This is a genomic window from Mucilaginibacter boryungensis, from assembly GCF_015221995.1.
In the GTDB taxonomy this organism is placed as follows: Bacteria; Bacteroidota; Bacteroidia; order Sphingobacteriales; family Sphingobacteriaceae; genus Mucilaginibacter; species Mucilaginibacter boryungensis.
The window spans coordinates 977,023-1,001,478 of sequence record NZ_JADFFM010000002.1 but is presented as its reverse complement, the minus strand read 5'-3'; the positions used below and the strand labels follow the sequence as shown (position 1 = coordinate 1,001,478).

Sequence of the window (24,456 nt, the reverse complement as noted above, 5' to 3'; positions counted from 1 at the left end):
AGTATGAACGCAACAAAAAAATATTTTTTACTGGCTGTATTATTGGGCATCGGCCTTTTTACCCAGGCCCGATCAAGGGCAAAAAACGATACAGGGTATTATACCATCGGCAAACAGGCGATGGCGATCAATTTCAAACACCTTATCAATTATAAGCGTACGGAGACCAGCTTTTCGGATTTTAAAGGGAAGCCGGTAATACTAGACTTTTGGGCTACCTGGTGCCAGCCATGTGTGGCCATGCTGCCAAAGATGGTACGAATACAAAAGCAATTTGGCAACTCACTTCAGATCATTTTAGTTAACCAGGAAACTGAGGAAAGGGCTGAGGCTTTTTTCTCGCGTATGCAAAAAATCAGCCCAATTGATCTTCCCTGTGAGCTAAAGAATACAGACCTGTTTAAGTCGTTCGGCGTACAATCCGTGCCCAATTATGTCTGGATAAATAAGGAAGGTGTTATTTGCGCTGTTACAGACCACGAAGCGTTAACAACCGAAAATATCAGTTCATTCATAAAAAATGACAAGATAAATATTGAAACCAAGCCCAATGTAGCAGAGCAACCCTATGACTATAACCTCCCGCTGCTCAGCGGCAATAACGGCAATGCAAATATCCTGCAATATCATTCCATCATTACCGGGTATTATTCGGGCCAGATTTCACGTTATTCCACGCCTATGTCAAAAAGCCGCTATAAGGGCAGGCGGGTAATGGCGTGTAATTGCCCGGTGGATGCACTTTACAGAATCGCCTATAGCAGCCCCGAACGCCCATATGGATTCCCGTCTTCACGAACGATCTATCAGATAAAAGATACGACAGTATATAAGATTAATCCGGACTGGAAGGATACCACAGATTTATTCTGTTATGAGCTCATAGTTCCAGAAAGCAAAGCAACACATATTTATGAGATCATGAGGCAGGATATGGAGCGGTACTTTGGCTTTTATGGAACGGTCATTTCCAAGCCAACAAAATGCTATGTGCTGATTAACCGAAATGCGAAAAAGTCTGAAGGCGACCCTCAGTTTGAAATGAGCAATTATTGGATTAAAATGACGAATAGCCCTATCTCCAGGGTCATGGACGCATTGGAACATTACAACCAAATGGACATCTTCATTAATGAAACCCATCTTGACCACCCCATCGACCTGGACATCGAGGGCGACCTGCGCGATATTGAAGTATTAAAAAAAGGCTTTGCAAAATATGGGCTTGAACTTGTCGAAGAGCAGCGGCCCCAGGACTATCTCCTATTAACAGATAACCCGAGCACCCATGGCAGATAACACAGAGGAATCCTTGCGGATCGCGATGTTGATCAGCAAGGATTTTAAGGGCAGTATCAATGATCTCGAAGCAGAGGAATTGAAAAGCTGGATAAATGCTTCTGAGGAAAACCGGGTACTGTTTTCGGAATTGACCGGAGAGCAGGCAAGAGAAAAGCAGTTAAAGCAAATGCGGCGTTATGATACGGACGCGGCATTTTCAAGGGTATCCGGACGTTTAACTCCGCATATCGTACCATTGGCCTCATACAGGAGAAGGATATGGCAGCTTGCCAGGTATGCTGCAATACTGCTGCTGATCTCAGGACTAGGTTTCGCCATATTTCACATAAGGCAGCAACATGAAAAAAGGACATTGACTGCCGATCACCCTTATAAAAACGATATAGCTCCCGCTACTAACCAGGCACAATTGATACTGTCTGGCGGGACAACTGTAGCATTGACCAAAGAACAAAACAAAGTTATATCCGCCGGAGACCTCGGCATCCAAACCCACAACGGTGTTCTGTCCTATAAGGTAAAAGACCATTCCGCGGCCGCTACTTATAACACCATGATCACCCCAGCCGGGAAAACATTTGAAATGATACTGGAGGATGGTACGCAGGTTTGGCTCAATGCAGGCTCCTCGCTGAAATATCCTACCTATTTTGACGGTACCGAAAGAAAAGTGGTACTAAATGGCGAAGCATATTTCGCGGTGGCTCATAATCCCAAACGCCGTTTCGTTGTTGAAGTTGCGGGCAGGCAGGTTGAAGATATAGGAACAGAGTTCGATGTCAATAACTATAATGATAATGAATTCCCTGCTGTGGCGCTGGTAAAAGGAAGCGTCAAAGTAACTAACGGAAAGAATAATTCCATCTTAATTCCGGGACAAAAGGCCGATATGCCCGGTTCCGGTATCGATGTATCGAAGGCTGACCTGAAAGCATTCACCGCATGGAAAAATGGTTTATTCGCTTTTCATAATGAGCCGGTTACTGAAATGATGAAGATTATTGGCCGCTGGTACAACGCCCGTATAGTATATGCGACAGACTATATACCAGATAACACTTTTACAGGCGAAATCTCCAATAAGGTCGCCGTCAGTAAGTTGCTGGATAAAATTGCCCTTACCGGTATTGCTGAGTTTACCATCACGGGCAATACGATAACGGTCCATCCATACAAACCAACCAATCATTAACGATAACCCTAATTTAACCAACTAACACTATGCACTATTTTTTACCCTTACATCACAGGAAGCGTTTTCGGCAAACCTGCAAAGGCAGTTTGTTCTTCATTTGGCTTTTATGCTGCAGTGTTTTTTGCAGCAGCAGGGCTGTGGCGCAGGCTCCAACATTTACCATGGCACTTCGAAATACTTCTATTGAAAAAGTATTTGAAGATATCGAGCAGCAGAGCAGCTACCGGGTTTTATACAGCAAAAAGATAATAGCCAGGGCGAAGCTCGTGACGGTCATTGTCGAAAAGGCAAGTTTGGAAACGGTGCTGAGCAAATGCTTTTACAATCAACCTTTTGATTACGTTGTACAGGAGCAATCCATCATAGTAACCCCGAAAAAAAACCGGACGGGTGCATTAGTGCCGACGGCGGATTCCATCATCTCAATACAGGGGCATGTCGTTGACGACAAAGGCAGTCCATTACCGGGAGCCGGCGTCAGGGTTAAAGGGACGCAGCTCACTACGGTTACTGATGCGAATGGCGCGTTTTCATTGAGTCATGTTAAGTCCAATGCTTTACTTGTCATTACATTTATAGGCTTTGTTGCAACGGAACAGCCTGTTTCTAATTCAGGAGACCTTATCATCGAACTAAAGCAGGGAGAGCAGAAACTAAGCGAAGTGATCGTATCCACCGGTTACCAGACCATTTCTGCGGAGCGGGCAACAGGTTCCTTTGTAAAGGTGGATAGTGCTTTACTCAATCGAAGGGTCAGCACCAATTTTATAGATCGCCTTGAGGGTGTGACCAGTGGCCTCGTATTCAATCATAACCTGTCCGGCCTTGACCCGAATGCATCGCCCATTAGTATCCGCGGACGCAGTACCATCTTTGCCAATACAAAGCCGCTGATCGTAGTGGATAACTTTCCATACGAGGGGGACCTGGACAATATTAACCCCAATGACATTGCGGACATCAGCATTCTAAAAGACGCGGCCGCTGCTTCAATTTGGGGAGCAAGGGCCGCCAACGGGGTCATCGTAGTTACCACAAAAAAGGGGAAGATAAATCAGCCATTGCAAGTCAGCCTCAATAGCAGCATGACCATAGGCGAAAAACCCAATTTATTTTACAGCCCTAATTTTTTAGATGCTTTTGATTTTATTGACCTCGAAACCTACCTCTTTAATAAAGGCTATTATAACGCAACTTTAAACAGTAAAAGCAGGCGCAATGTGCTTACACCTGTAGTGGACATTTTAGCGGCTGAGCGGGCCGGGACTATTAGTCAATCCGATGCTAATGCCCGGATTAATGCTTTTCGCGGCCAGGATGTGCGCAATGACTTTAATAGATATTTTTACCGTAGGCGCTTCGATCAGCAGGAGTCGCTTACTTTAAGCGGTGGCAGCACTAAGGCTACTTATTTATTTTCCGCAGGCTATGATAACGACATAAGCAACCTTGTGCGAAATGACTATAGCAGGGTCACCCTCAATGAAAATACCAGCTACGAGCCTGTAAGAAACCTTAACCTTTCCATCGGCATACATTATGCAACAAACAAGCTGGACAATAACAATCCCGGTTATGCAGGTATAACTTCCAACGGAAGTGCGATCTATCCCTATGCGGCTTTTGCAGGTCCCAATGGAAATTCATTGGCGGTTTCCAAAGATCATCCTTACAGCTACGTTTCGGCGCAGACAAATCTGCTGGACTGGTCTTACCGGCCACTTGATGAATTAAATCTGGCAAATAATGTTACCCATGTAAATGATATAAGGATCAACCCTTCAATCAGCTATAAATTCACGAACTGGTTGACCGCCGACGTCCGTTATCAATACGATAAGCAATTTACCGAGAACGATAATATACAATCCCAGGACGGATATTATGTGCGCAACCTGGTCAATCTTTACAGCCAGGTAAATGCCGGAACGGTAACACGACCTATCCCATACGGGGACATATATGACAAGGGGGTTAATGATTATGCGGCCAGTATATTTCGTGGCCAGCTTAATTTCAATAAAGAATTTGGCAGTAAGAACTTTGTGTCCGCCATTGCGGGTCTCGAATACCAGCAACAAATTACGGACCTGAGCCAGTACCGGCTATATGGTTATAACAGCGAAGCTGCCAGCAGCAGCCCGGTTGCTTATGGAACAGTCTTCCCTGCTTATCAAAATCTTGCGCCAGCAGCGGCTATTCCTTACAAGGATAGTTTCGATGAAATGGTGAATGAGCTGCGTTCCTACTTTGTAAATGCATCGTACACCTATAATGATAAATACACAGTTTCTGGCAGTGCCCGATTTGATCAGAGTAATCTTTTTGGCGTAAATACCAACCAGAAAGGCGTACCCTTATGGTCAGCCGGTCTGAGTTGGGCCATTAATAAAGAAGCTTTCTACCAGGTACAATGGTTGCCGGAACTGAGGCTGCGTGCCACTTATGGTATCAATGGGAATATCGACCGTACATTGACTGCTTTTAATACGGGGCGCTACAGCGTTAGCGAAATCACTAATGCCCCGGATGTCTATGTTACCAATCCTCCCAATCCGGACCTGCGTTGGGAAAAAGACCGTATGCTGAACATCGGTCTTGATTTCGGTTTGGCTGACAGGCGTATAACCGGCTCTATTGAATATTTCCACCGGAAAGGAACGGATATTGTCGGCTACGCGATCATTGATCCAACAAGTGGTTTTTCCAGCTATAAGGGCAATGTGGCGGATATGGAGGGTCACGGCTTTGACCTGAAACTGAACAGCAGGAACCTAAGCGGGCTGTTTAAGTGGAACACTACGTTTCTTTTCAGCAAGGCTTCGGACAAAGTCACCCGCTATAATGCGGGTGTAACGCCCGTCAGCACCATTGTCCAGTCCGGTGACGGAACGCTTGACGGCACGATCAGTTCTTTCTTTGTGCCGGTAGCAGGACATCCTGTATTCAGCGTGTACAGTTACAAATGGGCGGGACTTGACCCACAGACCGGCGACCCGATGGGCTATCTCAACGGGGCCGTCAGCAAAGATTACGCAAGTATTACAAGTTCTACCAATACCAATGATCTTGTTTATAATGGTCCCGCAAACCCAACTTTAAGCGGTAGCCTCAGAAATGATTTCTCCTATAAAGCGTTTACACTGTCCATCAATATAGCTTATGAATTTGGCTTTTATTTCAGACGGCCTTCTGTGAACTACCAAAACCTGTTTGGACTTTATATCGGGAACAAAGACTACCTGAAAAGGTGGCAGAAGACTGGGGATGAACAATCAACCAACGTTCCCTCTCTGGTTTACCCGGACAACCTCACCCGTGATAATTTCTACACCTACTCGTCTGTGCTGGTGGAAAAGGGAGATAATATCAGGCTGCAGGACATTCGCCTAAGCTACGATTTGAAAACGCTCCGCATCGGGTCGGCAAGGCTTAATAATCTGCAATTATTTGCCTACGCCAACAACCTGGGGATTCTATGGCGAGCCAATAAATATGGCCTTGATCCTGATTTTGTAAACGGCTATCCTGATCCGAAAACATGGTCATTAGGCCTTAACCTTCACTTTTAATTCTCAAAGACATGAAAACGTTTTACTGTAAAACAATAATAGGCAACATTATTATATTGGGCCTGCTGCTTACGGCGTCCTGCAGAAAAGATGCGCTCAATATCAAACCTGACCAGGCACTCGTTGTGCCCACTACGCTGCAGGATTTCCAGGGCATGCTGGATAATGTGGTAACACTCAATGAATATGGTCCCGCAATGGCCGAAATGGGCGCCGGTGACTTTTATTTAAGCTATGCCAGCTGGCAGTCACTTTCAGACCCATTTGAACAAAATTGCTATATCTGGGCAAAGGATATTTACAATGGCGAGACCGCCTACGATTGGGATTCTGCTTACCAGAAAATCTTCTATACGAACGTGGTGCTTGATGGGCTAAAGAAAATAAATATTAATAATGCTAACCAATCAGACTATAACGACATCAAAGGCCAGGCATTATTTGTCCGTGCATTCAGCCTCTTTCAGATGGCCCAGGAATTTGCAAAGCCGTATAACGCAGCGACAGCCAAAACAGATTTGGGCATAGTCCTTCGTTTGACCGCTGACGTGAATGCGAAATCCACCCGTGCCACAGTACAGCAGACCTATGACCAGATTGTCAGTGATCTTACCGAGGCAGCTGGCCTGTTGCCTGATAATCCTAAGTATCTAACCCGCGCTTCAAAGCCAGGCGCCGAAGCGCTGCTTTCCAGGACTTACCTATCGATGTCTGATTATCCCAATGCCCTTAAGAGTGCAGATGCTTCTTTGAAGGTAAATAATGATCTCATCGATTATAATAAACTAGATTCGACGGCCTACCAGCCGCTGCAAATGTTTAACAATGAAGTCCTATACCATGAAGTATTGACCTTATACCTGTCATTTTATTTTGGCCTTGCAGATCCTTCGCTCGTAAATTCCTATGACCAAAATGATTTGCGGCGGGTCATGTTTTTTAGTAATAACGGTGATGGCACCTATTCCTTTAAAGGAAGCTATGGCGGTGACTTATATTTCTTTGGCGGGTTGGCAACGGATGAAATGTACCTGAACCGCGCCGAATGCTATGCCCGCCAGGGAGACGCCAGTTCCGCTTTGCAGGATCTGAATGCGTTATTGAAGATGCGATATAAAACGGGAACTTTTGTGCCGGTGACAGCAACTGGCCCGGATGATGCATTGATGAAAATACTTGGCGAACGGCGCAAGGAACTTTGTTTCAGGAGCATACGCTGGAGCGATCTGCGGCGCTTAAACCAGGATAACCGCTTTGCGGTCACTCTTTCCCGAACACTGAATGGCCAGACTTATACCTTGCCGCCAAATGATCCGCGTTATGTATATCCTTTTTCAAATGATATAATTTCATTAACTGGAATTCAGCAAAATGCTAGGTAGCTTATGGCAATTGATAAACAGCAACACAGTGGGAATAAAGTGCTATAAGCCTCCTGTTACGGGCAAAAATATGTAGTACCTGTTCGCCTTTTTGCCGGGGCACATAAAAACTGCCCCGGTAAATTCCTGTTGCCGCACAATAGCAATCGATAACGGAATTATTCAGGAAATCACTGGTATGTTCGTTATCTGCCTGAAGGGCCGAACTGCAATAAAGAATTCCATCATCCAGGCAACAAGTAATTGTCGAAAATACAGGTGCTGCGCTCAATGTATAGGTTGGCCGGTAACCTGCCTTCGACATCTTTTTACCATTGTCGGGTAACGTAAAATTGGTATCAATAGTCGTATGCCGCGATATGTGCAACAAGCCAGAATCAAATGTGGCAAAGCAGTTTGTGTAAAAGTATTTATAGGTGAGCAAATGAGACGATTGATCATAAAGCAGTAATCCATCAGTAGAAAATCCGGCGTCGTGTTTACATTCCAGGATGTTTTTAAAAGGTACCTCTGTATTTTTATCGATATTGACTGACTCGATTACCTGGTCTCCCAACCCTGTATCCAATGCACGGACAATATATCGTGATGTATCGAGTGCAATACCTCTGCTGAATTTCCTAAGAAGCCAATGGCAATTTATCGCGCCGGTTTTTAGGTTAATGCAATAAATAGCAGGCATGTTCGAGGCGTAAACAAAAGCATGGGCATCATCTATTACTATTCTGAAATTACTTTGCAAACTTGTATTTGCCTGCATGGGTAGGTATACCATCTTGATACTGGAGAAATCATCTGATGTCCTGATAATTTGTGTGGGATCGGAGGTTTGAAAAAACACCTGGTGATCGGTCGCGCCGGCAATATCTGTAGCACCGTTTACCTGCCAGGATAAATATTTTGGCTTTAAATGCGGTATTGCTCGTTGCCTGTTAAATCCGTTTCTTCGCTCATTAGGTTTACTGCTAAAACCGTACAGCAAAACAACCGCAAGGCCCGATCCAATAGCAATAAGTGCCAATAACAGCAATGTTTTTTTCATAGTGGTTGATTTGAAAAATGAGAAAGTCCGTAGGGAGGTATCGGACTTTCGTGTTACTTAGTTATGCACAAAGTTCCCCGGCAGGATGTTGCTGTTGGCATCAACGCAACATTGGTTAGCTGTACCAACACAACGTCCGGTTGAACAGTCCGGCAGGCCAACCTTGGCTTTTGATGTTGCATAGGCTGCGCCGGTGGCTAAAATAAAGGCTGCTGCAATCATTGCTAATCTGATCTTTTTCATAATGAAATCGCTTTTATAATCTTAAAAAGCTATAAAACTTACGTTAGCATTAATTTGCCTACTTTTTTCTACAGGTGTTCGGCTATTCCTGTTATTGGCCAATATTCTTATACAAAGGTCATTGTTGTTTCTATTGTCGCGCCCGGTTCATGGTATATAAGGATAGCCAGGGCTGTGGCGCCTATAAACAAAGAATTAAAAATGATATGAGCCTTCCAGGATAAACCCTGCAAGATCCCACCACAACTGCAGGGTATATAATAGCTGTAGTTCAAAATGACTATCAGGTAAAATGTAAATATCATCAGGAGCGCAAATGAAGCATATAGCCCGAGCTTCCTGGTCCTCTTAAAAATCAGAATGAATGAAATAAGGATTTCTAAAGTTGGTACTGCTACAGCAATGGTACTTGCAAACAGAGCCAATAAAGGAGATTTGCCAAGCTGAACCCTGAAATTGCTGAAATCAAGTATCTTACTGACAGCTGCGTAGATAAACAATACTATTAGCAAAAAGGAAACCGCTTCAATAATGAATTTACGAATCATAGTGAGTGATATTTGCAGGTGAAAAGAAAATCCAGTCTTGACGGAAGAATGCAGGCCTGTTATTGAAAACCGAGTGTAAAATTACATCTGCATAGGCACAGGCTGTTTAGCAAATCGTCTCTATTTCTTGTCCAAATGACTCTACTTTTTGTCCATTTGGCTCCCGGGCGAGCGATCCTCTATGATGTAATATTTGGGCGGATGCCCATAATATTTGATAAATGCCCGCGTCAGACTCGAAGCCTCCTTGTATCCGACAAGGGTCCCGGCCTGATTGATATTGCAATGTCTTTCGACAATAAGCTCCATTACTTTTTCCATCCGGGATTTAAGAATAAACTGATGTAATGACTGATTAAAAAAGGCAGAGAAATGCCTATGCAGCGTTGATTTGCCGATACGGTGTTGCGCTGCAATTGCTGCGGCTGTTAATTCTTTATCAAGATTTTCGAGAATAAACGATTTGACTTCCTCAAGTCTCTTAATATCAGACTCGAAGAGTACCATCTTCTTATTTGGTCCCATGTGTAAAAACTGTTCACCGCGGCTGCGGCCAAATTAGAAATCCGATATGAAAAGTTCGACGGTACATCCCTTGCCAGGTTGAGATATGATTTGAAAGTCACCATTGAGCAATTTCGCCCTGTCCCTCATATTAGCCATTCCGATACCTTTTCCGTTACTGGCTCCAATATCAAAGCCGGTCCCATCGTCTTTGATCCGCATTCTAAAACCATTCTTCTGATACTCAATAACGATTTCAACGTTTGCCGCGCCGGAGTGCCTGACGATATTATTGAGCACTTCCTGGGCGATCCGGTATATCAGCAGGTCTTTCTCAGGGTGTACATTTATGATCTGACCTTCTATATGCAAATTACAGTTTAGTTTTCCTGAGCGCCTCAAATACTCAATATCATCCTGAAGCACATTGGCAAATCCCCGTTTTTTTATAAAGTCACTGTTTAGTGAATGGCTAATATTATTGGAATGGATTATTATCTGGTCGGTAATGTTTTTAACGTCTTCAAGATACTGCCTGCTTTCTTCGCCATGAGTATATTTAACCAGTTGCCGCACGGTCATCTTTAAAAAATTAGACAACTGCCCGATATTATCATGCACGTCCTTGGCGATCTGGTTCATCATTCGCTCCCCTTCCTCCAGTTTATCTATCAGGAGCCGTTCGCGCTCCTGGTGGTGCTGGTTAAGTCTCGTCCTGTAATGAAGAGTGAAAAATACCAGAAGAAAGGTGAACAGGATGAGGATAATTGATCCCGCAATAAAGAGCAATATCAAAGAACTATCCAACATACCTGAGTTTTAATCTTGGATAAAACAGGAACACAAGTGTAAAAGCAATGTTGGTGGTCGCACTTAGATAAGCAATGGAATAGTCAATGAATCGCTTGTACCCGTTTAGGTGCCTGGTCTCGTAGTCATACAGTGACATAGTGAAAAAATTAAACACATAGAAAAAGAACAGCACAAGAATAAACCAGAAATGGGGTGACCGTTGAATCTTCAGGTAGGTTTGATTCAGCAGAAATTGTGTGTAAACAAACATACCAAGTGCCAGCACAATCAGCGTCTGATACAGGAAATAATTGCTGTTATAGGTTTTGATGGGCTGAAGGAACCACATATTTAATACACCCACGACGATACTGAACAATCCGATAAGTAACCCGATGTTCCTGCGCTTCAAAGTATTACTGCAATAGTTGAAATAAAGGGCAATAAGAAAGACCTGTCCAAGATTTGACACGTTATAGACGGCTAGATTATTGCGGTATTTATATGCCACAACAGCCGCCACACATTCTGTCAAAAATGCCAGTGTGAGCAAGTAGAATATTATCCTTGAAGCCTTGTCCAGCATTTTATAACGCAGGGCTGCGATCAGCACAGGCAAGGCCGACGAGGACAAGCTCATGATTACCGAGATATAATAATTCATCGTGATCGGTTTAGGGTAATAACGGATTGCCGGCTGTGCCCGGAGGGCAGTTCGTTGGGCAAGCCATCGAATTATCTATTACAAGATTATTGGTGTAATAGACATACTCACCTGATGAGGTATAACCCGCTAAGATTAAAGTTAATCCATTATTACTGTAGCCGCAATTTTTGTTTGCATGGCCGCTGTTGACATAACTTAGCCTGTGCGCCAGGAAAACTTTCAGTCCTGTAATCGTACTGCTGCCGCTAAGACTATCAAGGTATAGGCGTAATAGAGACGCATTTAAAGTGAAGGCACGGACATCGGAATCATTTCCAGTGTAATTAATGCTGTTTAAATAGCTTCCGATCATTTTATTTGCGGAATCAACCGGGATGATGTCTGGAAAGCCATAGGTCGCTCCTGTAGTTTTAAGACCTTGCTTTATTACAGGTCCCGGATTAGCATTGGACGTGGTGCAGCTGGCCAGCACCGGAAGTGCCAGCAAAGCCAATAGCGTGCGTTTCATAGATTACTTGGTTTTAGTGAATGGAATTATTGTTTTGCCTGGATAATAATTTGTATCGAGGGTTACAAGTCCGGACCGTATCGCAAAAAGGACTAGCGCAATCCGGCTATTTAGGTTTAGTTTATGGAATATACGGTCACGGGAGCCTTCAACACTGCGTAAAGTCGTATGCATTTGCTGTGCTATTTCGCCGTAGGTAAGGTCAGTGCAGCAATATTTAAGCACTTCAATTTCGTTTTCCGTAAAGGTCTGCAGCCTAATTGCCTTGGTATTGACCAAATGAAAAACGGTACTGTTGGCACACTCGGAATAATAGTAGCCTTCATTATGAATCGAAATGAGCGCAGTCTTCACCTCCTCTATGTCACATTCCTTGAGCAGATATCCGTTCGCCCCGGCCTGCATCATTCTAATGATATATATTTCCCAAAAAAAGGCGGTCAGCACCAGTACCTTCATTTCCGGCCACCGGCGCTTTACTTCCGTTAACACTGCAAAGCCATCCATCTGGGGCATGCTAATATCCAGTATGCAAATTTCAGGTAACCTGTCAGCGGCAGTTAATTTGCTGATTAATTCATTTCCATTATCCGCCTCGATCACTATATCGATCCCCCCAAGAGAACGCAACATGGAGATAATCCCTTTCCTTACCAGATTATGGTCGTCTGCAAATGCAACCCGGATCGTTAACTCTTGTTCCATGAAGTAAAAGTAAACCCAGTTTTCAATTCAAAATAGTAATCTTCACCTCGGACTTTTCCATGTCTTTTACCTCTAAATTATCCCAGGCCCATTACATAATTTTAGCGTCTTTTTCAGACTGAATACAAATTCATTATATCAGTCAAAAAACCCATATAGAACTTTTGAACGCCTTGGCAAAAAGAAATACCCTTCGTCACATGCCCAAATACTGAGTCAATTGTGCCCTCCATTTTTTAAGTGAATCAAATAATAACGTATGGACAAGAGAACGTCATCTATTTATGAGACAATGCTGGAAAGCCTCGAACAGATCGCTATGACCTCGGAAAACGTCCTTCAAAGGGCGGAGCAATCCTACAAAGTTGCTGAGCATGCACTATCCCAATTAAAGGAGCATATTATCAGCCGTATTTTTTCTGACAAACAGGAAGAGATCAATTTCTTCAAGAGGATAAAACCAATGTTCTTAAAAGAGCTATTGTATCATATGGAAGTCTTTCAGGTTGAGGCCTGGAAACCACCTGTTGGCCGGGATGAGCAAATTGCGCACTACCGGCTTGGCGCCCACCGTGCAGACCTTTATTTTAAACGTTACAACGAGCTATATACCTATTACAGGATGGGGAGCTCCTTGCACGATGAACAATATTTCCTACGGGGTGGTCGCTGCGACTTGATTTCACCAATCAGTATTTCAGACACAGACAGCCGCTTCTCTACGGTTTACAGTTTCCAATTTGCAAAATTACAGGCGTATGAACAGTTCAGCGACTACCTGCATCGCTGCGTATATAACCTCGAACATCCGGGCGCACCAATGTCAGAAGCTGATAAAGAAAGGCAAACAATAAGATGGACGGACTCTAAGTCAGCCTTGATTGAATTGGGATATGGCATTTACGCCAAAGGCTCCATTAATTATGGTAAGGCAGACATTAAACAGATTATGACTTCACTCGAAATAGCCTTTAATACCAGTCTGGGCAATTTTTATCGCACCTTTCAGAACCTGCGTATCAGGAAAAAGAACCGTACACCTTATTGGGATAGCGCCAGAGAAGATCTGATAAAAAACATGGACAATGCAGATCTGGATTCATGAAATAGGCAGATTTTTTTTCAGCGATCAGCATGTGATAAAAAAAAGGTAGTCCTTGCAAAGTGGTTATTTTAATGCCATATCCGAACAGATGTAGGGGACATTATGCAACTCACGCTGATATAGGCTGTAAATATTTAATTTACCCCCGGTATTTAGCTTGAAAACAGAAAAATAAATTTTGAGGAAGTCCTGCAAAAGTGTCAACAGTTGTAGCATAATGATTGCACCTTTACGACATGAAAGGAAAATAGACGTATCAATCGAAGGCGATTACTTACTTAGAGTCTTTTTTACGCCCTCTGAAAAAACCCGATAGACCGATTTAATATTTCACCCCCAGATTAATATACCTCAATCGCATTTTTATATGCCTGAGCGGTTTAACGCTTCATAAAATTTCGCCGTAGCCCTCCCTTAACAATAGTTTTGACAAAGGAAATCTTATGAAAAGATGCCCGGACAATCGTGGATAATCCAGCAACGCCTACAACACGCCTCGTCATGGAATTCGTAACAGAACTGTATCAGCAATTGGAAAGAGAGTTGAACGAGATTGACCTCCAGACAAATGATATTATTGAAAGGTCAAAGAGTTCATTTGAAGCTTGTGAAAAAGCGATAGCTAAGCTAAAGGAACATATGGCGACCTATACATTCGATAATATGGCAGAAGAAATTTACTTTTTTAAAGAGCTCAAGCCAAAGTTTTATAGCAAGCTTATCTATCATGTGCGCCTATTTGAATTAGAATCCCAAAAACCTGTAGGCATAACTAAGTCGCAAAAGAAATATTTCAACAGGCATTTATCTGAAATAATGAGGTACAACCAGGATCATCAGAATATTTGTAAGTACTATCGTTCAGGTGCAGTCTACATGGATGAGCTCTATTTTAGAAGAACAAAACTTAACCTTCTGATAGGTTTTGACCTCAGCTATTTCAATTGCAACGAAAGCTTTTGCAGCTGTCATGATCATACTGTAGCTACATTGCTTGCCAATGAAAAAATTGCCGACTACCTGAACAGTGAATTATTGAAGTTAAAGAACCACCAACGAGTTGTTGCGCCGATTGGCATTGAAGACACAGGCATCAGCTGGGCTGAATCAAAGGCTTCATTTATTGAATTAATGTATGGTCTGCAAACTTTGGGTGTATTCTACAACACAAAAACAAAAACAAAAGCGGACATGAGCCAGGTCGCGCGGTTTTTTGAAATGGCACTTGGCGTAGATCTGGGAAACTATTACAGGACATTCCAGGAAATACGCATCCGCAAGAAGGGAAGAACAATATTCATTGACAAATTGCGGGAGCATCTAATACAACGGATGGATCAGGCAGATGAAAATCCACGATACAATTAATGTTGTCCCTTCTCTTTTTCTCTTTCCAAGTGAAGATAAATAATTGAATATTCAAATTATAAATGCAAAGAGAAATACCAGACGGCTTTGTTAAAGCTACCCGGCCAGGTCACATCCACCCGTATAGGATAGCCAGCCAGGTTGGTTCTTGCACTCAGCCCGTACGAAGCTTTCCACTTGCCATTATTTGCATTCGCATTGTTCCATGTTTCTCTCGCAGTTCCCGCATCGGTAAACAAACCCAATTGAAGATTATTAATAGATGGCAATGGCGTTTCAATAGGTATCAGTGTCTGGAAGATCGGGAAGTAAACATCTGCATTGAAAACCGCATATTCATTCCCATACAGCGTATTCTGGTAATAGCCTCTGAATGGTGTAACTAATGTCTGGAAGGCATAAGGTGCATGCTGGTTGAAATGAACCGTTGTATCTACTCTTGGTGTCACATTATTATCAAGCCCGCCAAGATTGTATAGCACCTTCTTATCTCCCCCACTATACCCCAGATGCGCTTGTGCTACAAGGGTTATATACTTATACAGCGGTTGGTGATAGCTCACATTAAGCGTAGTCCCCATCACTGCAGACTCCTCCTGTGTAAAGCCCTTGAACAGGTCAATTAGTCCCACTACCTTAAAACCTTTGTATAAATAAGGCAAAGTTGGTTGCAACTTATTAAGCTTAAATGAAAACGCATTAATAGACCAAAGGCTTTCAGTAGGATCAAAATCAAGGCTGTATTTATCATTCGCCAGGAATATTGTCCTGTCTTTCCTTACCGCTGTCTGGAAGCCCAGTGCACAATCATAGCTTAACGGATATGTCAGGAACAGCTCGTAGTAATGCGTCTTTACCTTAGCTGTATTAGGATATGGATTACCGCCTTCATCCACCCATTGCCTGGCTGGATCAGGTTGCAGGCTCTCCACCTTCCTGAAGTAAGACAGACCCCAATCAAGCCGCCTGGCAGTGTTCTCATAGCGTATATAAAAGTCGCTGCCTTCAGTACCTGCCGGTATCCTGTAAGCAATGGAAATATGATGGTTCTCCAGCAGGTCAGTAAAGCCACCCTGTGCCATTCCCCCTACTTCAGGAAACTTGAACTGCCCCTGGTAGTTTATATATGGCTGGTATCTATTGATAAAGTAGTCATTATTGATCTTAGCTGAGAAGTATGCACTATGCAGTTGCAGCACATATGGCCTTACGTTCTTCGGGTTGTATGTAAGGCTCTTGGCAACGCTGTCTTTCATAAAAGCAGATCGCTTCCTGGCATCCTTAGGCACCAGCGCTTCTTCCAGTATGGAATGAGTAGTATCTATGGCGGCTCTTAGCATCGAGTCCTCTTTAGCCTGCTTAGCTAGTCTTGCCCTGTAGTCAGTTAACCATGCGCTGCTTGTATCTCCATCTTTTGCTCTATTGTCAGTTAACCATTGCTGCATGGGGTAAGAACTAACATAAATACTGTCTTTATCAGCCTTATAGAAAGCTATTCTATTCCTTCCTTCCATGTATTGAAATGGCTTCCATGCACTCAAATGTTTTCCAGCGCCCTTTGAAGGTATTATTACAAACTGTTCGGTGCCATGTCTTGTATATGTAGCCAATAGCTGCCCGCCTGCCAGTGGTGTAAGCTTATCCCATTTTATATAGCTGATCGTATCAATGGCTACCGGTTCTATTTGTTTATCATGCATACTATATATCCCCTGCCACAGCGTATCAGGGTCATAACCAATACCAATTTTGAAGACCTTTTCTTTAGATACCTTAGGCCTGTCAGAGAGAAACGACAACTGCTTTTTACTGTTCAATACCGGGCTGTTATCATCAAAGCTGTCATCTGTCCAGGTTGTATACTTTTCTTTGTTCTCATTATACTGTACTATATCACTCTCCCCTCTTCTATATCCGGTAAGCAGATACTCCCTGTCCGATAATGGAACAAAGCTACTGATGCCATCTACACTGTATAGCTTTACAGCCTCCATCAGGTTTCCATCAGTAGTATACCTGCTGATTGTGATTTTCCCTTTCTTAGGCATCGCCACATAAAGTTGTTTCCCATCAGGATGCCATTGCAATAGCGGATATACATCCGCACTATGATCATCTATCCAGGGTGGCAACTCATAGCTTGTTACCTTTTTCGTTGTCTTGTTTTTCAGGTCGTCAATATAAACCGTACGCCTGTTGTAGGTGCTTACTGTATAGGCTATATAGCTTTCATCAGGGCTTATCAGCACATTATTTACAATCCCTTTCTTATGTTTAAGAATCAGTGTTTGTGCTGAAGATTGTTCCTTTTTAACAACTGCAAAGCGTGTATTATAATATTCATAGCATTGGTTATACAAACTATCAAGCGTATGCTTGGTGACTAATCTTATACTTCTCTGTAAGGACTTCTTTCTTAACTGAAAGAAAATCTGAGCTATTACTTTGGGTTGATAATGCTCTGCAAGGAAATAGCAGAATGCTTGCCCTGCCAGTCGGGGTTCATAATTCAGAACCTGTTGCCAATTGATGAATGTATTGTTCTTAATTGATATCCTGAACTTATCTTCATCCTGTATAGACCAGCCGTTCGCCAGATATCTTATCGCGCCTTCTTTAAACCACATCGGCACTTCATCTTTCTTAGCAGTACCCTTTGCCTGGTCACCGAGATTGTTTTCCTTTAGCCTGCTTTCCCATTCATATCTTACCAGTGCTTCATAAAGCTGTGCTTTCAGATCTGCATAGCTTCCTTTGTACGCAAGCAATACCCTACTACCTTTAAATACGAAAGTGGGCAAGGTATATTGTTCCGGTTCATAGCTGCCAATGTTAGATTCGTAAAGCTGATCCGTGGAAGGATAGATAATGATGTTAGGCTCTTTTATATCACCGCTGAGCATTTCTTTCTTTACATGATCGATAGCTTTAGGCGTCTCCCTTGTGATAAACGATGCCAGGCTATCCGACCCTGCTGTAAAGTAAATATGAAATGCTTTAGTATGGAAAATCCGCCATTGATATTTATGATACTGAAACCTGTAATAGCGCTGTTCCTGCTGGGCATAGGTATTTTGGACTGTTAGTGAGAACAGCAAAAGGAGGGGCAGCAACTTTTGAAGTGAAGGAACTGTCAATTTCATTTTCAGGAGGGCTTCTAAAAAGCTCTTGCAAAAACTTTAATTGCGCTACAAAAATCTACTAATTTCTCCGCATTTAGTAGTATTTTACTGTTGTTTTCAAACTTTAATTCTTGAAATTTCCAGTCAAAAACAGGAGGTATTTTACCACTCTTATTTTCTGTTTTGGTATCATCACTTGCCGGGCACAAACAAGTGTCTGGAACATCGGCAATTCTGTTAAAGGATCAATGGGCAAGTCAACTGCAGGTTTTAAAAACAAGTTAAAGAATTATAAACAACATTTACAAGAATGGGGCCTAGACCCAAACTTTAATAAAGAGCTGCTATTAGGTGGCAAGGTGAACACGGACGGCTGGAGCAGCAGCATTTATTACCTGAAGAAAAAAGACAAGCTCACTAAAGGCCTTTGGCAACTGCACTTCTCAGAGATTAAGCATGAAAAGCAAATAAAACAGCAAGGCACCAATAAGGCATTTCCGCAATTGGGCAATGCAGGCCCTTATATCTTTGGGAAGATAAATAACCTGTACACCTTACAGCTTGGCTATGGCAGGGAAAAACTATTACTGCCTGATGTGCTGGAAGGCAATATCTCAGTAAGCTTTCGCTATAGTGGAGGATTTAGTCTGGCGATGCTCAAGCCCTACTACCTGAAGCTGATATATATTGACTATGCCCAACCAAATAATCCTGCAACATTAAAGGAAGAAAAATACAGTACTGCCAACAGCGATCATTTTCTGAATAATGGGGATGTGCTTGCCGCCTCCAAATGGAGCAAGGGGCTTGATGAGATACAATATATACCCGGCCTTTTTGCAGAAGCTTGTTTTGTGATCACTCCTTCTAAAAGCAAATCATTTATACAAGTAGTAACTCTTGGTGCAAACATCGCTTACTACTCAAAAGAATTGCCGATAATGGCAGATCAGAAAGCATATCCCTATCAGGCTTCATTGTTTGCAGGGTTGGGATTGGGGAAAAGATGGAAATAAATATTAAGCAAGAGTACTGTTGAATTCCCGATAGCACCGTAAGCTGGCTATGCATTCACCTTGGCATGTATTTCCGTTTTTTTTTTAAATTCGGATTGGTTGCCAGGCCTTAGACTATTAGCTATTAAACAAATAGCATTGTTCAGCATTTGCTGAACAATGCTTTAACCTTTATAAAAAAATTTAGCTTCTTTACTATATTGGTAAAGGAAAACGCGTGCAGACAATATGCAATAAAGAACATTGATGCTGACAGTCGTTTCTATTTTATTGATAGCATAATAGACGTTTGCTATAACTTAAGCTTCAGCAACGTTATTTCAGTGAGTTAATAGATGTGAGTCTCTGCGCTTTTTCTTTGTGAACAAATGGTTTGGTTAGTTCTATTATCGATGTAGGTTGTTGTACAATCTAATTTATAGGTTCCTCTTTCCTTCATCAATCTATATTTGTTATACATTGAATTTATCGACAGCGGGAATTGGCTTTTAAGACTAAAACTTGTATCCCAAATAGAAATACCATTATGGTACAATGTTTCGGCTACAGTCGTCGTCATATCGCCATATATTGGTATATCTACAGCTATATTCAGAGGCCTATCAAGATAAGAGGTATCAGAACTGATAAATTGAAAATCTTTGACTTCGTTCTGTTCTTGCCCCTGTTCGTCAAACACGACCGAATAGTATGTTTTTCTCCCTTTTTTTATATTCATGGAATCAACTTGGCCGCTAGGAAAAAAAACATAATAATTACCGTCGGGAAGGTTGTTCGCTTTAAATGCAATTTTTCGCAAACGCCCATTGGGGTAATATTCTTTATATGTTCCGTCGGAAATAAACTCACTACCGTTTTTAATGCCAACTTGTTCTGTAAAAAGATTTCCTTTTTCATCAGTAACCCGTTGTACTAATTGTCCATTTGAAGTACTCGCAAATGTTATTTTATTCTTTTTAGTATTGCAACCAACTGTCACCGTGCCGGCCAACAATAATATCAACGCACAATATCTCATATAAGTAATTTGTAAGATCAATGATATTTGAATAAAGAATCGTAATGCGCTTTTTGTATCCTCCGCTCTGCCTTCCTATCCCATAACGAAGTGTCTGATTTTTTATATTCAAAGTCAATTCCCCCATCACCGGGATAAATTGGAGTAGGCTCCATAAGTGGCTCCTTTGAATTTAATTCATATACACCCTCAATGGACTCACCCATGGACTTTACATTTTCAATACTTTCATAGTCTTCCCATATTTGAGAAATTCCGCCGCTGCCGGTTTTACCACTAAAGAGTTGCATAAGACCTTCAATGTTTGTCATAGCATAAATTCGTTCTGTCGCTTTAGGAACTAAATTTGGCTGGCGTCCTTTTATTTGATCACTATTGTGTTTGTAATAAATCTCTCCGCCCTTTTGGCTATAGCTTGCACTTGGGTCCAGCATATTATCCCATGAAATTAAGGTTTGAACTACACTACTCCAAACATTTGTCCAAAAGCTTGGTGGCTCTAACAATGTTGCCTGAGGAACATTGACTTGGGAAAACTGAACTGGGTCAAATGTATTTACAATTTGCCTGACTGGACTTGTCTGTAAATGGACAAAGGTCTGGTGGGTGGGGTCAAGCGTTGAGAATGGCTCAATGATCGTTGTCGTCATAGAATAGGAAGCACCGCCACCGGAGCCTCCGCCGCCCCAACTGCCACTGCTTGCGAAACTCATTGAATATTCAGAAGGGCGAAATGAGCCAAGCATCGTTGGATCTGAATAGGGTGTGGTCCTGGTTGCAGTAACAGTTACTTCAGGTAGTTCACCACCATTCAAAGGTGGGTCGCCTCTGTTCAGCCCACGAGGATCAATAAAGTTTGCAGGGTCGTTTCCAACGAAATGATACGGCGACATATCCTCCTGCCCCATTGAACCCGCAATCGGATCAATACTTGTAAATCGGCCTATCTGATAGTCATACTGCCTAAAATTAAAATCAGATTGATTTAAACCAAGTTCTTTATGCGTATCATTACCCTCAATCTGTGTATTCGATGGTAAAGTACCACTACTTGTTACAGGGTTTATTGGCAAGCCAAAAGGATAGTAGTGTTGTTCTTGAATTAATCGGCCTCTGTAGTAGGTAACGTGCAACTGATCCATATATACCGGTAAAAATTGCTCATCACTCATGTATATGGATACATAGCCATTTTGCCCGATTGTTATCGGACCACTAGTGCCTATAACTTGCCAACTGCCGGGTGTGCCGCTGACCTGAACCGCACCGCTTTGTTGTGGAACAAGGTTCATCCCCTGATCGAATACAAGGTAATTAATGAATGCTCTCGGACGTGTGTAGTCCGTGAGATTATCTAAAACACCTTCATAAATGCCCAGGTAATTTGAGGTAGTAAACAAGCTACTTACCATAGCAGTATTATTACCCTCGCTGGCATAACCGCCAACGCCATTTACCAGGCTCGTTGTTATTGCATTTAACATGCTGTTCGGATCAGCGTAGGTTGTCATACCAGCACTGTTCGTATCATAATAACTGGTCGCGCTTATGTCAAATTTATCACCTGCCATTACACTCATAAGCAATGCCGTACCAATCCGCCTTTGCGCATCTGAGCCGTCCAGGTGTGCAGCCTGCACATCATAAGGATTTGTGCTACCTGGCTTTAGATCGCGTACTGAATCCAGGTTGGCGAATATTGAGCTTTCAAGTCCGGCTGATGCTATCTCATGGCTCGCAAAATAACTTATAGGCGAGCCTTCATCCGAAGTAACTATAGTCCTAACATTGCCAAGTTGATCTTTTACATAGAAGTCATATTTGAATATACTACTATCTGCCATCCAACGCGCACGCCCTTCGCCATGATCAATATACTGCAAACTATCATTCCTGTAATTGAAAGCGCCCCAATATCGGTAGGTATCTATATGTGGTATAGTACTATCTGCAACAATTTTTTGCACCAGACGTCCCGATGCATCATAAATGTTATTAATAGTGCTATGATTGTAAAATTTGACGGTAAGCGGTAAGTCCTGATCGTTGTATGTTATTGCCGTGATGTTCTTGTTATTATCAGAAATTATATTTCCGTCAGCGTCATAATAGTAGTCGTTTGTGCCCGCAATATCCTGAAAATCACCAAGACCATAGTTGGTTGTTATGCCATCCTGCACTCGCTGCAATTGGTTGCTGGCGGATGGATAAGTATACGTTAGTTTGTCTATAAATACAGGGCCGCTGGTAGATGTGCCCATCTGGTTCATTGTAAGAATGTTACCATTCACATCATAGGTAACATTTGACATACTAAAATCATTGGAGGATTTAGACCAAGCCCCTGGCATACCTGAGCTGTTTTCATTAAAATCAGCATAATTCAATCTGCCAGCCGGGTCATATTTATATCCATAGGCCCGTAATGGTGTTAACAAGCCTGCTCCTCTCCATTGAATACCTGAGACGCCTCCATCATAACGGACAGAATCAAAACCATAGTCATAGCTTAAGAAGCAGCCAAACGTCTTATCAGGTTGCATAGGGCTCGATAAATAGTCGGCATTAACACTCTCCAGTTGTCCTCTGATGTTATAGGTGTAATCCTGCTGCTCTACGCCGCCAAGATTCTTGCTGCTGGTACGCCCCAGATCGTCAAAATTATAATTTGCGATAATACGCCAGTTCCCACTGTCAGCCTTCTGCTGCACTGCGTATAATCTCCCCATGAAATCATATAAATACTTGTTTGCGAGTTTCGTATCAACCTTCTTGCAACCTGTCCATGCATGGTGGTGGGTCAGGTCATAGACCTTATTTCCAGCAAAATTGTACTGCATTGTAGTTGTATCCCAACCGGAAGCATTCCAGACATTCTTTGTTTGAACCTGAATTAGGTTACCTTTCTGATCGTAAAAATAGACGCTTAAAATCCACGGGTTTGGCAAAGTGTTCGCGGAGTCTATAATTTTTGTTTTACTTGCCACAAGTTTTCCTTGGGTAAATAAATAAGGAGCGGGGGTTATCGCTGAGGGGTCGGTTGCAAAATCGAGGCTATTGATGTTCCCAAAAGTATTTGAAGAGAAAGACGGGTCAGCGCTATATGAATCATAATAGTTGTAGGTTCTGATTTCGCAATTGGCAATAGCAGAAACAGATGTGGTTGCGCCATTTAAAATGTAATATAATAAGCTGCCTGTAACAACACCACCTGAAGGTGTAACAGACCCATTGGCCCAGCCCTGCCATGTAACTGAACTATTTGTATCTTTTGCTATTCCGTTCATTACAATTCGGCCACGCGTATCATATAGTGCAAATTTCCACTTACCCTGGGCGCGAAGCAGAGGTGTTTGAATCATAACTGGTCGGAACTGGTTGTCATAAACTTCATATATAGGACCTGTCTTACCAGGAATGTCTGCCTCAATCTGGTTGCCATATTTATCATATTTGTATTGATAGTACAACGCAGCATAGGTTGAGAAATTGACGGCTGTAGGCTTTGCAGCTGAAACCAATGGAGGTAGAATATAACAAAGCTTGCCTGAAAGATCATAAACATAATAGGTGGTTTGCCATATATTGACAGCGTGCTTATCTAAACCTGCATATACTTGTTTACAAACGGCTTGGCCTGACTTATTGACAAATGTCTTTATTACCTGGCCGTGTGCACCGGATGTTGTATTAACCGTGAGATCGGAGGTGTTATAATGGGTTCCGAAGCCATCGATTGCGCCGGATGCATTTACAAAGTATTTGGTTATAGAATCGGCCACGTCATTAAATATAACAGTCGCTGTAACACCTCTTCCTTCCCCCACAAATGATTTACCTGGCGCATATGAGACTGATGTTAATGTGCTTTGATTGTCCGGTGTTACCTGCTGGCTATATGCTGTATAATCTTCATTAGCATATAGACCTAAATTATAGCCGAACGCATCGTCAAAAGGGTCTAATTGGAAACCACTATTTTGTGGTAAAGTATATGGAAGCAGATCCGTATGCGTTCTTGAATACCTTACATCATTAGGGTATAGAATATCCTTAAAGTGTGTATCGTGGTTGCCGTGCACGACACGCATTAACGATTGCCCTAAACCATTATAGTAATTGGTTGAAACTGGAATTGTATTAGTCCCATTGTAATGGAATTTGCTGGTAGACGTATCAGTAAGGGGTATTTGGGGAACCCATGTTTGCGTATAATTATAAAATGACGGCGTTGCGAAAGAACCCGGTAATGAATAGGAAGAACTTCGGGTGCCTGCAGGAGCGGTCGTTCCGTTCGGCCTGTTGGTTTGTCCATAAGTAGCCGAAACGATGCTTAAAGCGATATATATGGAGAGTAATTTTTTCAT

At 42.5% G+C, this 24,456-nt stretch carries 18 protein-coding genes; 7 read left to right on the top strand and 11 right to left on the bottom strand.

Annotated elements, in window-relative coordinates; translation table 11 throughout:
- The first annotated feature begins 3 nt into the window (after nucleotides 1-3).
- The 4 genes from IRJ18_RS17330 to IRJ18_RS17315 all read left to right on the top strand — a co-directional run bounded on the left by IRJ18_RS17330 (nucleotide 4) and on the right by IRJ18_RS17315 (nucleotide 7,451).
- Nucleotides 4-1,299, top strand: a complete 1,296-nt coding sequence (locus tag IRJ18_RS17330) for a TlpA family protein disulfide reductase (RefSeq protein ID WP_194107559.1) — start codon at nucleotides 4-6, stop codon at nucleotides 1,297-1,299.
- Nucleotides 1,289-2,494 carry a FecR family protein gene (locus IRJ18_RS17325; protein WP_194107558.1) on the top strand — a complete coding sequence of 402 codons (1,206 nt, stop codon included), beginning with the start codon at nucleotides 1,289-1,291 and terminating at the stop codon, nucleotides 2,492-2,494. Before IRJ18_RS17330 ends, IRJ18_RS17325 begins: the two co-directional genes overlap by 11 nt.
- A 164-nt stretch (nucleotides 2,495-2,658) precedes the next feature.
- A complete protein-coding gene (locus IRJ18_RS17320; RefSeq protein WP_194107557.1) occupies nucleotides 2,659-6,069 on the top strand; it encodes a SusC/RagA family TonB-linked outer membrane protein in 3,411 nt (1,136 codons plus the stop codon).
- 11 nt (nucleotides 6,070-6,080) lie between these two features.
- Nucleotides 6,081-7,451 (top strand): RagB/SusD family nutrient uptake outer membrane protein, encoded by a 1,371-nt coding sequence (locus IRJ18_RS17315; RefSeq protein ID WP_194107556.1) that lies wholly within the window; start codon nucleotides 6,081-6,083, stop codon nucleotides 7,449-7,451.
- A gap of 1 nt (nucleotide 7,452) precedes the next feature.
- Here the strand turns inward: IRJ18_RS17315 and IRJ18_RS17310 are convergent, their stop codons facing one another.
- The 8 genes from IRJ18_RS17310 to IRJ18_RS17275 all read right to left on the bottom strand — a co-directional run bounded on the left by IRJ18_RS17310 (nucleotide 7,453) and on the right by IRJ18_RS17275 (nucleotide 12,460).
- On the bottom strand, nucleotides 7,453-8,493 hold the full coding sequence (locus IRJ18_RS17310; protein ID WP_194107555.1) for a hypothetical protein: 1,041 nt from the start codon (nucleotides 8,491-8,493) through the stop codon (nucleotides 7,453-7,455).
- 57 nt (nucleotides 8,494-8,550) lie between these two features.
- Nucleotides 8,551-8,736, bottom strand: a complete 186-nt coding sequence (locus IRJ18_RS17305) for a hypothetical protein (RefSeq protein ID WP_194107554.1) — start codon at nucleotides 8,734-8,736, stop codon at nucleotides 8,551-8,553.
- Between the two features lie 107 nt (nucleotides 8,737-8,843).
- The gene (locus IRJ18_RS21305; RefSeq protein WP_194107553.1) at nucleotides 8,844-9,284 is read right to left on the bottom strand and encodes a MauE/DoxX family redox-associated membrane protein; all 441 of its coding nucleotides are present in this window, start codon (nucleotides 9,282-9,284) and stop codon (nucleotides 8,844-8,846) included.
- 141 nt (nucleotides 9,285-9,425) lie between these two features.
- Nucleotides 9,426-9,809: a helix-turn-helix transcriptional regulator gene (locus IRJ18_RS17295; protein ID WP_194107552.1), complete on the bottom strand. Its 384-nt coding sequence runs from the start codon at nucleotides 9,807-9,809 to the stop codon at nucleotides 9,426-9,428.
- A 33-nt stretch (nucleotides 9,810-9,842) separates the two neighbouring features.
- Nucleotides 9,843-10,598: a sensor histidine kinase gene (locus IRJ18_RS17290; protein WP_194107551.1), complete on the bottom strand. Its 756-nt coding sequence runs from the start codon at nucleotides 10,596-10,598 to the stop codon at nucleotides 9,843-9,845.
- On the bottom strand, nucleotides 10,588-11,244 hold the full coding sequence (locus IRJ18_RS17285; RefSeq protein WP_194107550.1) for a hypothetical protein: 657 nt from the start codon (nucleotides 11,242-11,244) through the stop codon (nucleotides 10,588-10,590). Before IRJ18_RS17285 ends, IRJ18_RS17290 begins: the two co-directional genes overlap by 11 nt.
- Before the next feature lie 10 nt (nucleotides 11,245-11,254).
- Nucleotides 11,255-11,755, bottom strand: a complete 501-nt coding sequence (locus IRJ18_RS17280; RefSeq protein WP_194107549.1) for a hypothetical protein — start codon at nucleotides 11,753-11,755, stop codon at nucleotides 11,255-11,257.
- A 3-nt stretch (nucleotides 11,756-11,758) separates the two neighbouring features.
- The gene (locus tag IRJ18_RS17275) at nucleotides 11,759-12,460 is read right to left on the bottom strand and encodes a response regulator transcription factor (protein ID WP_194107548.1); all 702 of its coding nucleotides are present in this window, start codon (nucleotides 12,458-12,460) and stop codon (nucleotides 11,759-11,761) included.
- Nucleotides 12,461-12,719: 259 nt separating this feature from the next.
- Here IRJ18_RS17275 and IRJ18_RS17270 point away from each other — a divergent pair, with 259 nt between their 5' ends.
- Both IRJ18_RS17270 and IRJ18_RS17265 read left to right on the top strand, forming a co-directional pair.
- Nucleotides 12,720-13,565 carry an RteC domain-containing protein gene (locus tag IRJ18_RS17270; protein ID WP_194107547.1) on the top strand — a complete coding sequence of 282 codons (846 nt, stop codon included), beginning with the start codon at nucleotides 12,720-12,722 and terminating at the stop codon, nucleotides 13,563-13,565.
- 465 nt (nucleotides 13,566-14,030) lie between these two features.
- On the top strand, nucleotides 14,031-14,933 hold the full coding sequence (locus IRJ18_RS17265; RefSeq protein ID WP_194107546.1) for an RteC domain-containing protein: 903 nt from the start codon (nucleotides 14,031-14,033) through the stop codon (nucleotides 14,931-14,933).
- A gap of 56 nt (nucleotides 14,934-14,989) precedes the next feature.
- Here the strand turns inward: IRJ18_RS17265 and IRJ18_RS17260 are convergent, their stop codons facing one another.
- The gene (locus tag IRJ18_RS17260; protein ID WP_194107545.1) at nucleotides 14,990-18,076 is read right to left on the bottom strand and encodes a BamA/TamA family outer membrane protein; all 3,087 of its coding nucleotides are present in this window, start codon (nucleotides 18,074-18,076) and stop codon (nucleotides 14,990-14,992) included.
- A 227-nt stretch (nucleotides 18,077-18,303) separates the two neighbouring features.
- On the opposite strand from IRJ18_RS17260, the gene IRJ18_RS17255 reads away from it, so the two are divergent.
- Entirely contained in the window at nucleotides 18,304-19,071 is a 768-nt protein-coding gene (locus IRJ18_RS17255; protein WP_194107544.1) for a hypothetical protein, read from the top strand.
- Nucleotides 19,072-19,399: 328 nt separating this feature from the next.
- Here the strand turns inward: IRJ18_RS17255 and IRJ18_RS17250 are convergent, their stop codons facing one another.
- Together IRJ18_RS17250 and IRJ18_RS17245 are read right to left on the bottom strand one after the other, a co-directional pair.
- Complete coding sequence (locus IRJ18_RS17250; protein ID WP_194107543.1) at nucleotides 19,400-20,089, bottom strand: toxin-antitoxin system YwqK family antitoxin; 690 nt, start codon at nucleotides 20,087-20,089, stop codon at nucleotides 19,400-19,402.
- A 17-nt stretch (nucleotides 20,090-20,106) separates the two neighbouring features.
- Nucleotides 20,107-24,456, bottom strand: coding sequence for an RHS repeat protein (locus tag IRJ18_RS17245; protein WP_194107542.1), 4,350 nt, complete (start codon nucleotides 24,454-24,456; stop codon nucleotides 20,107-20,109).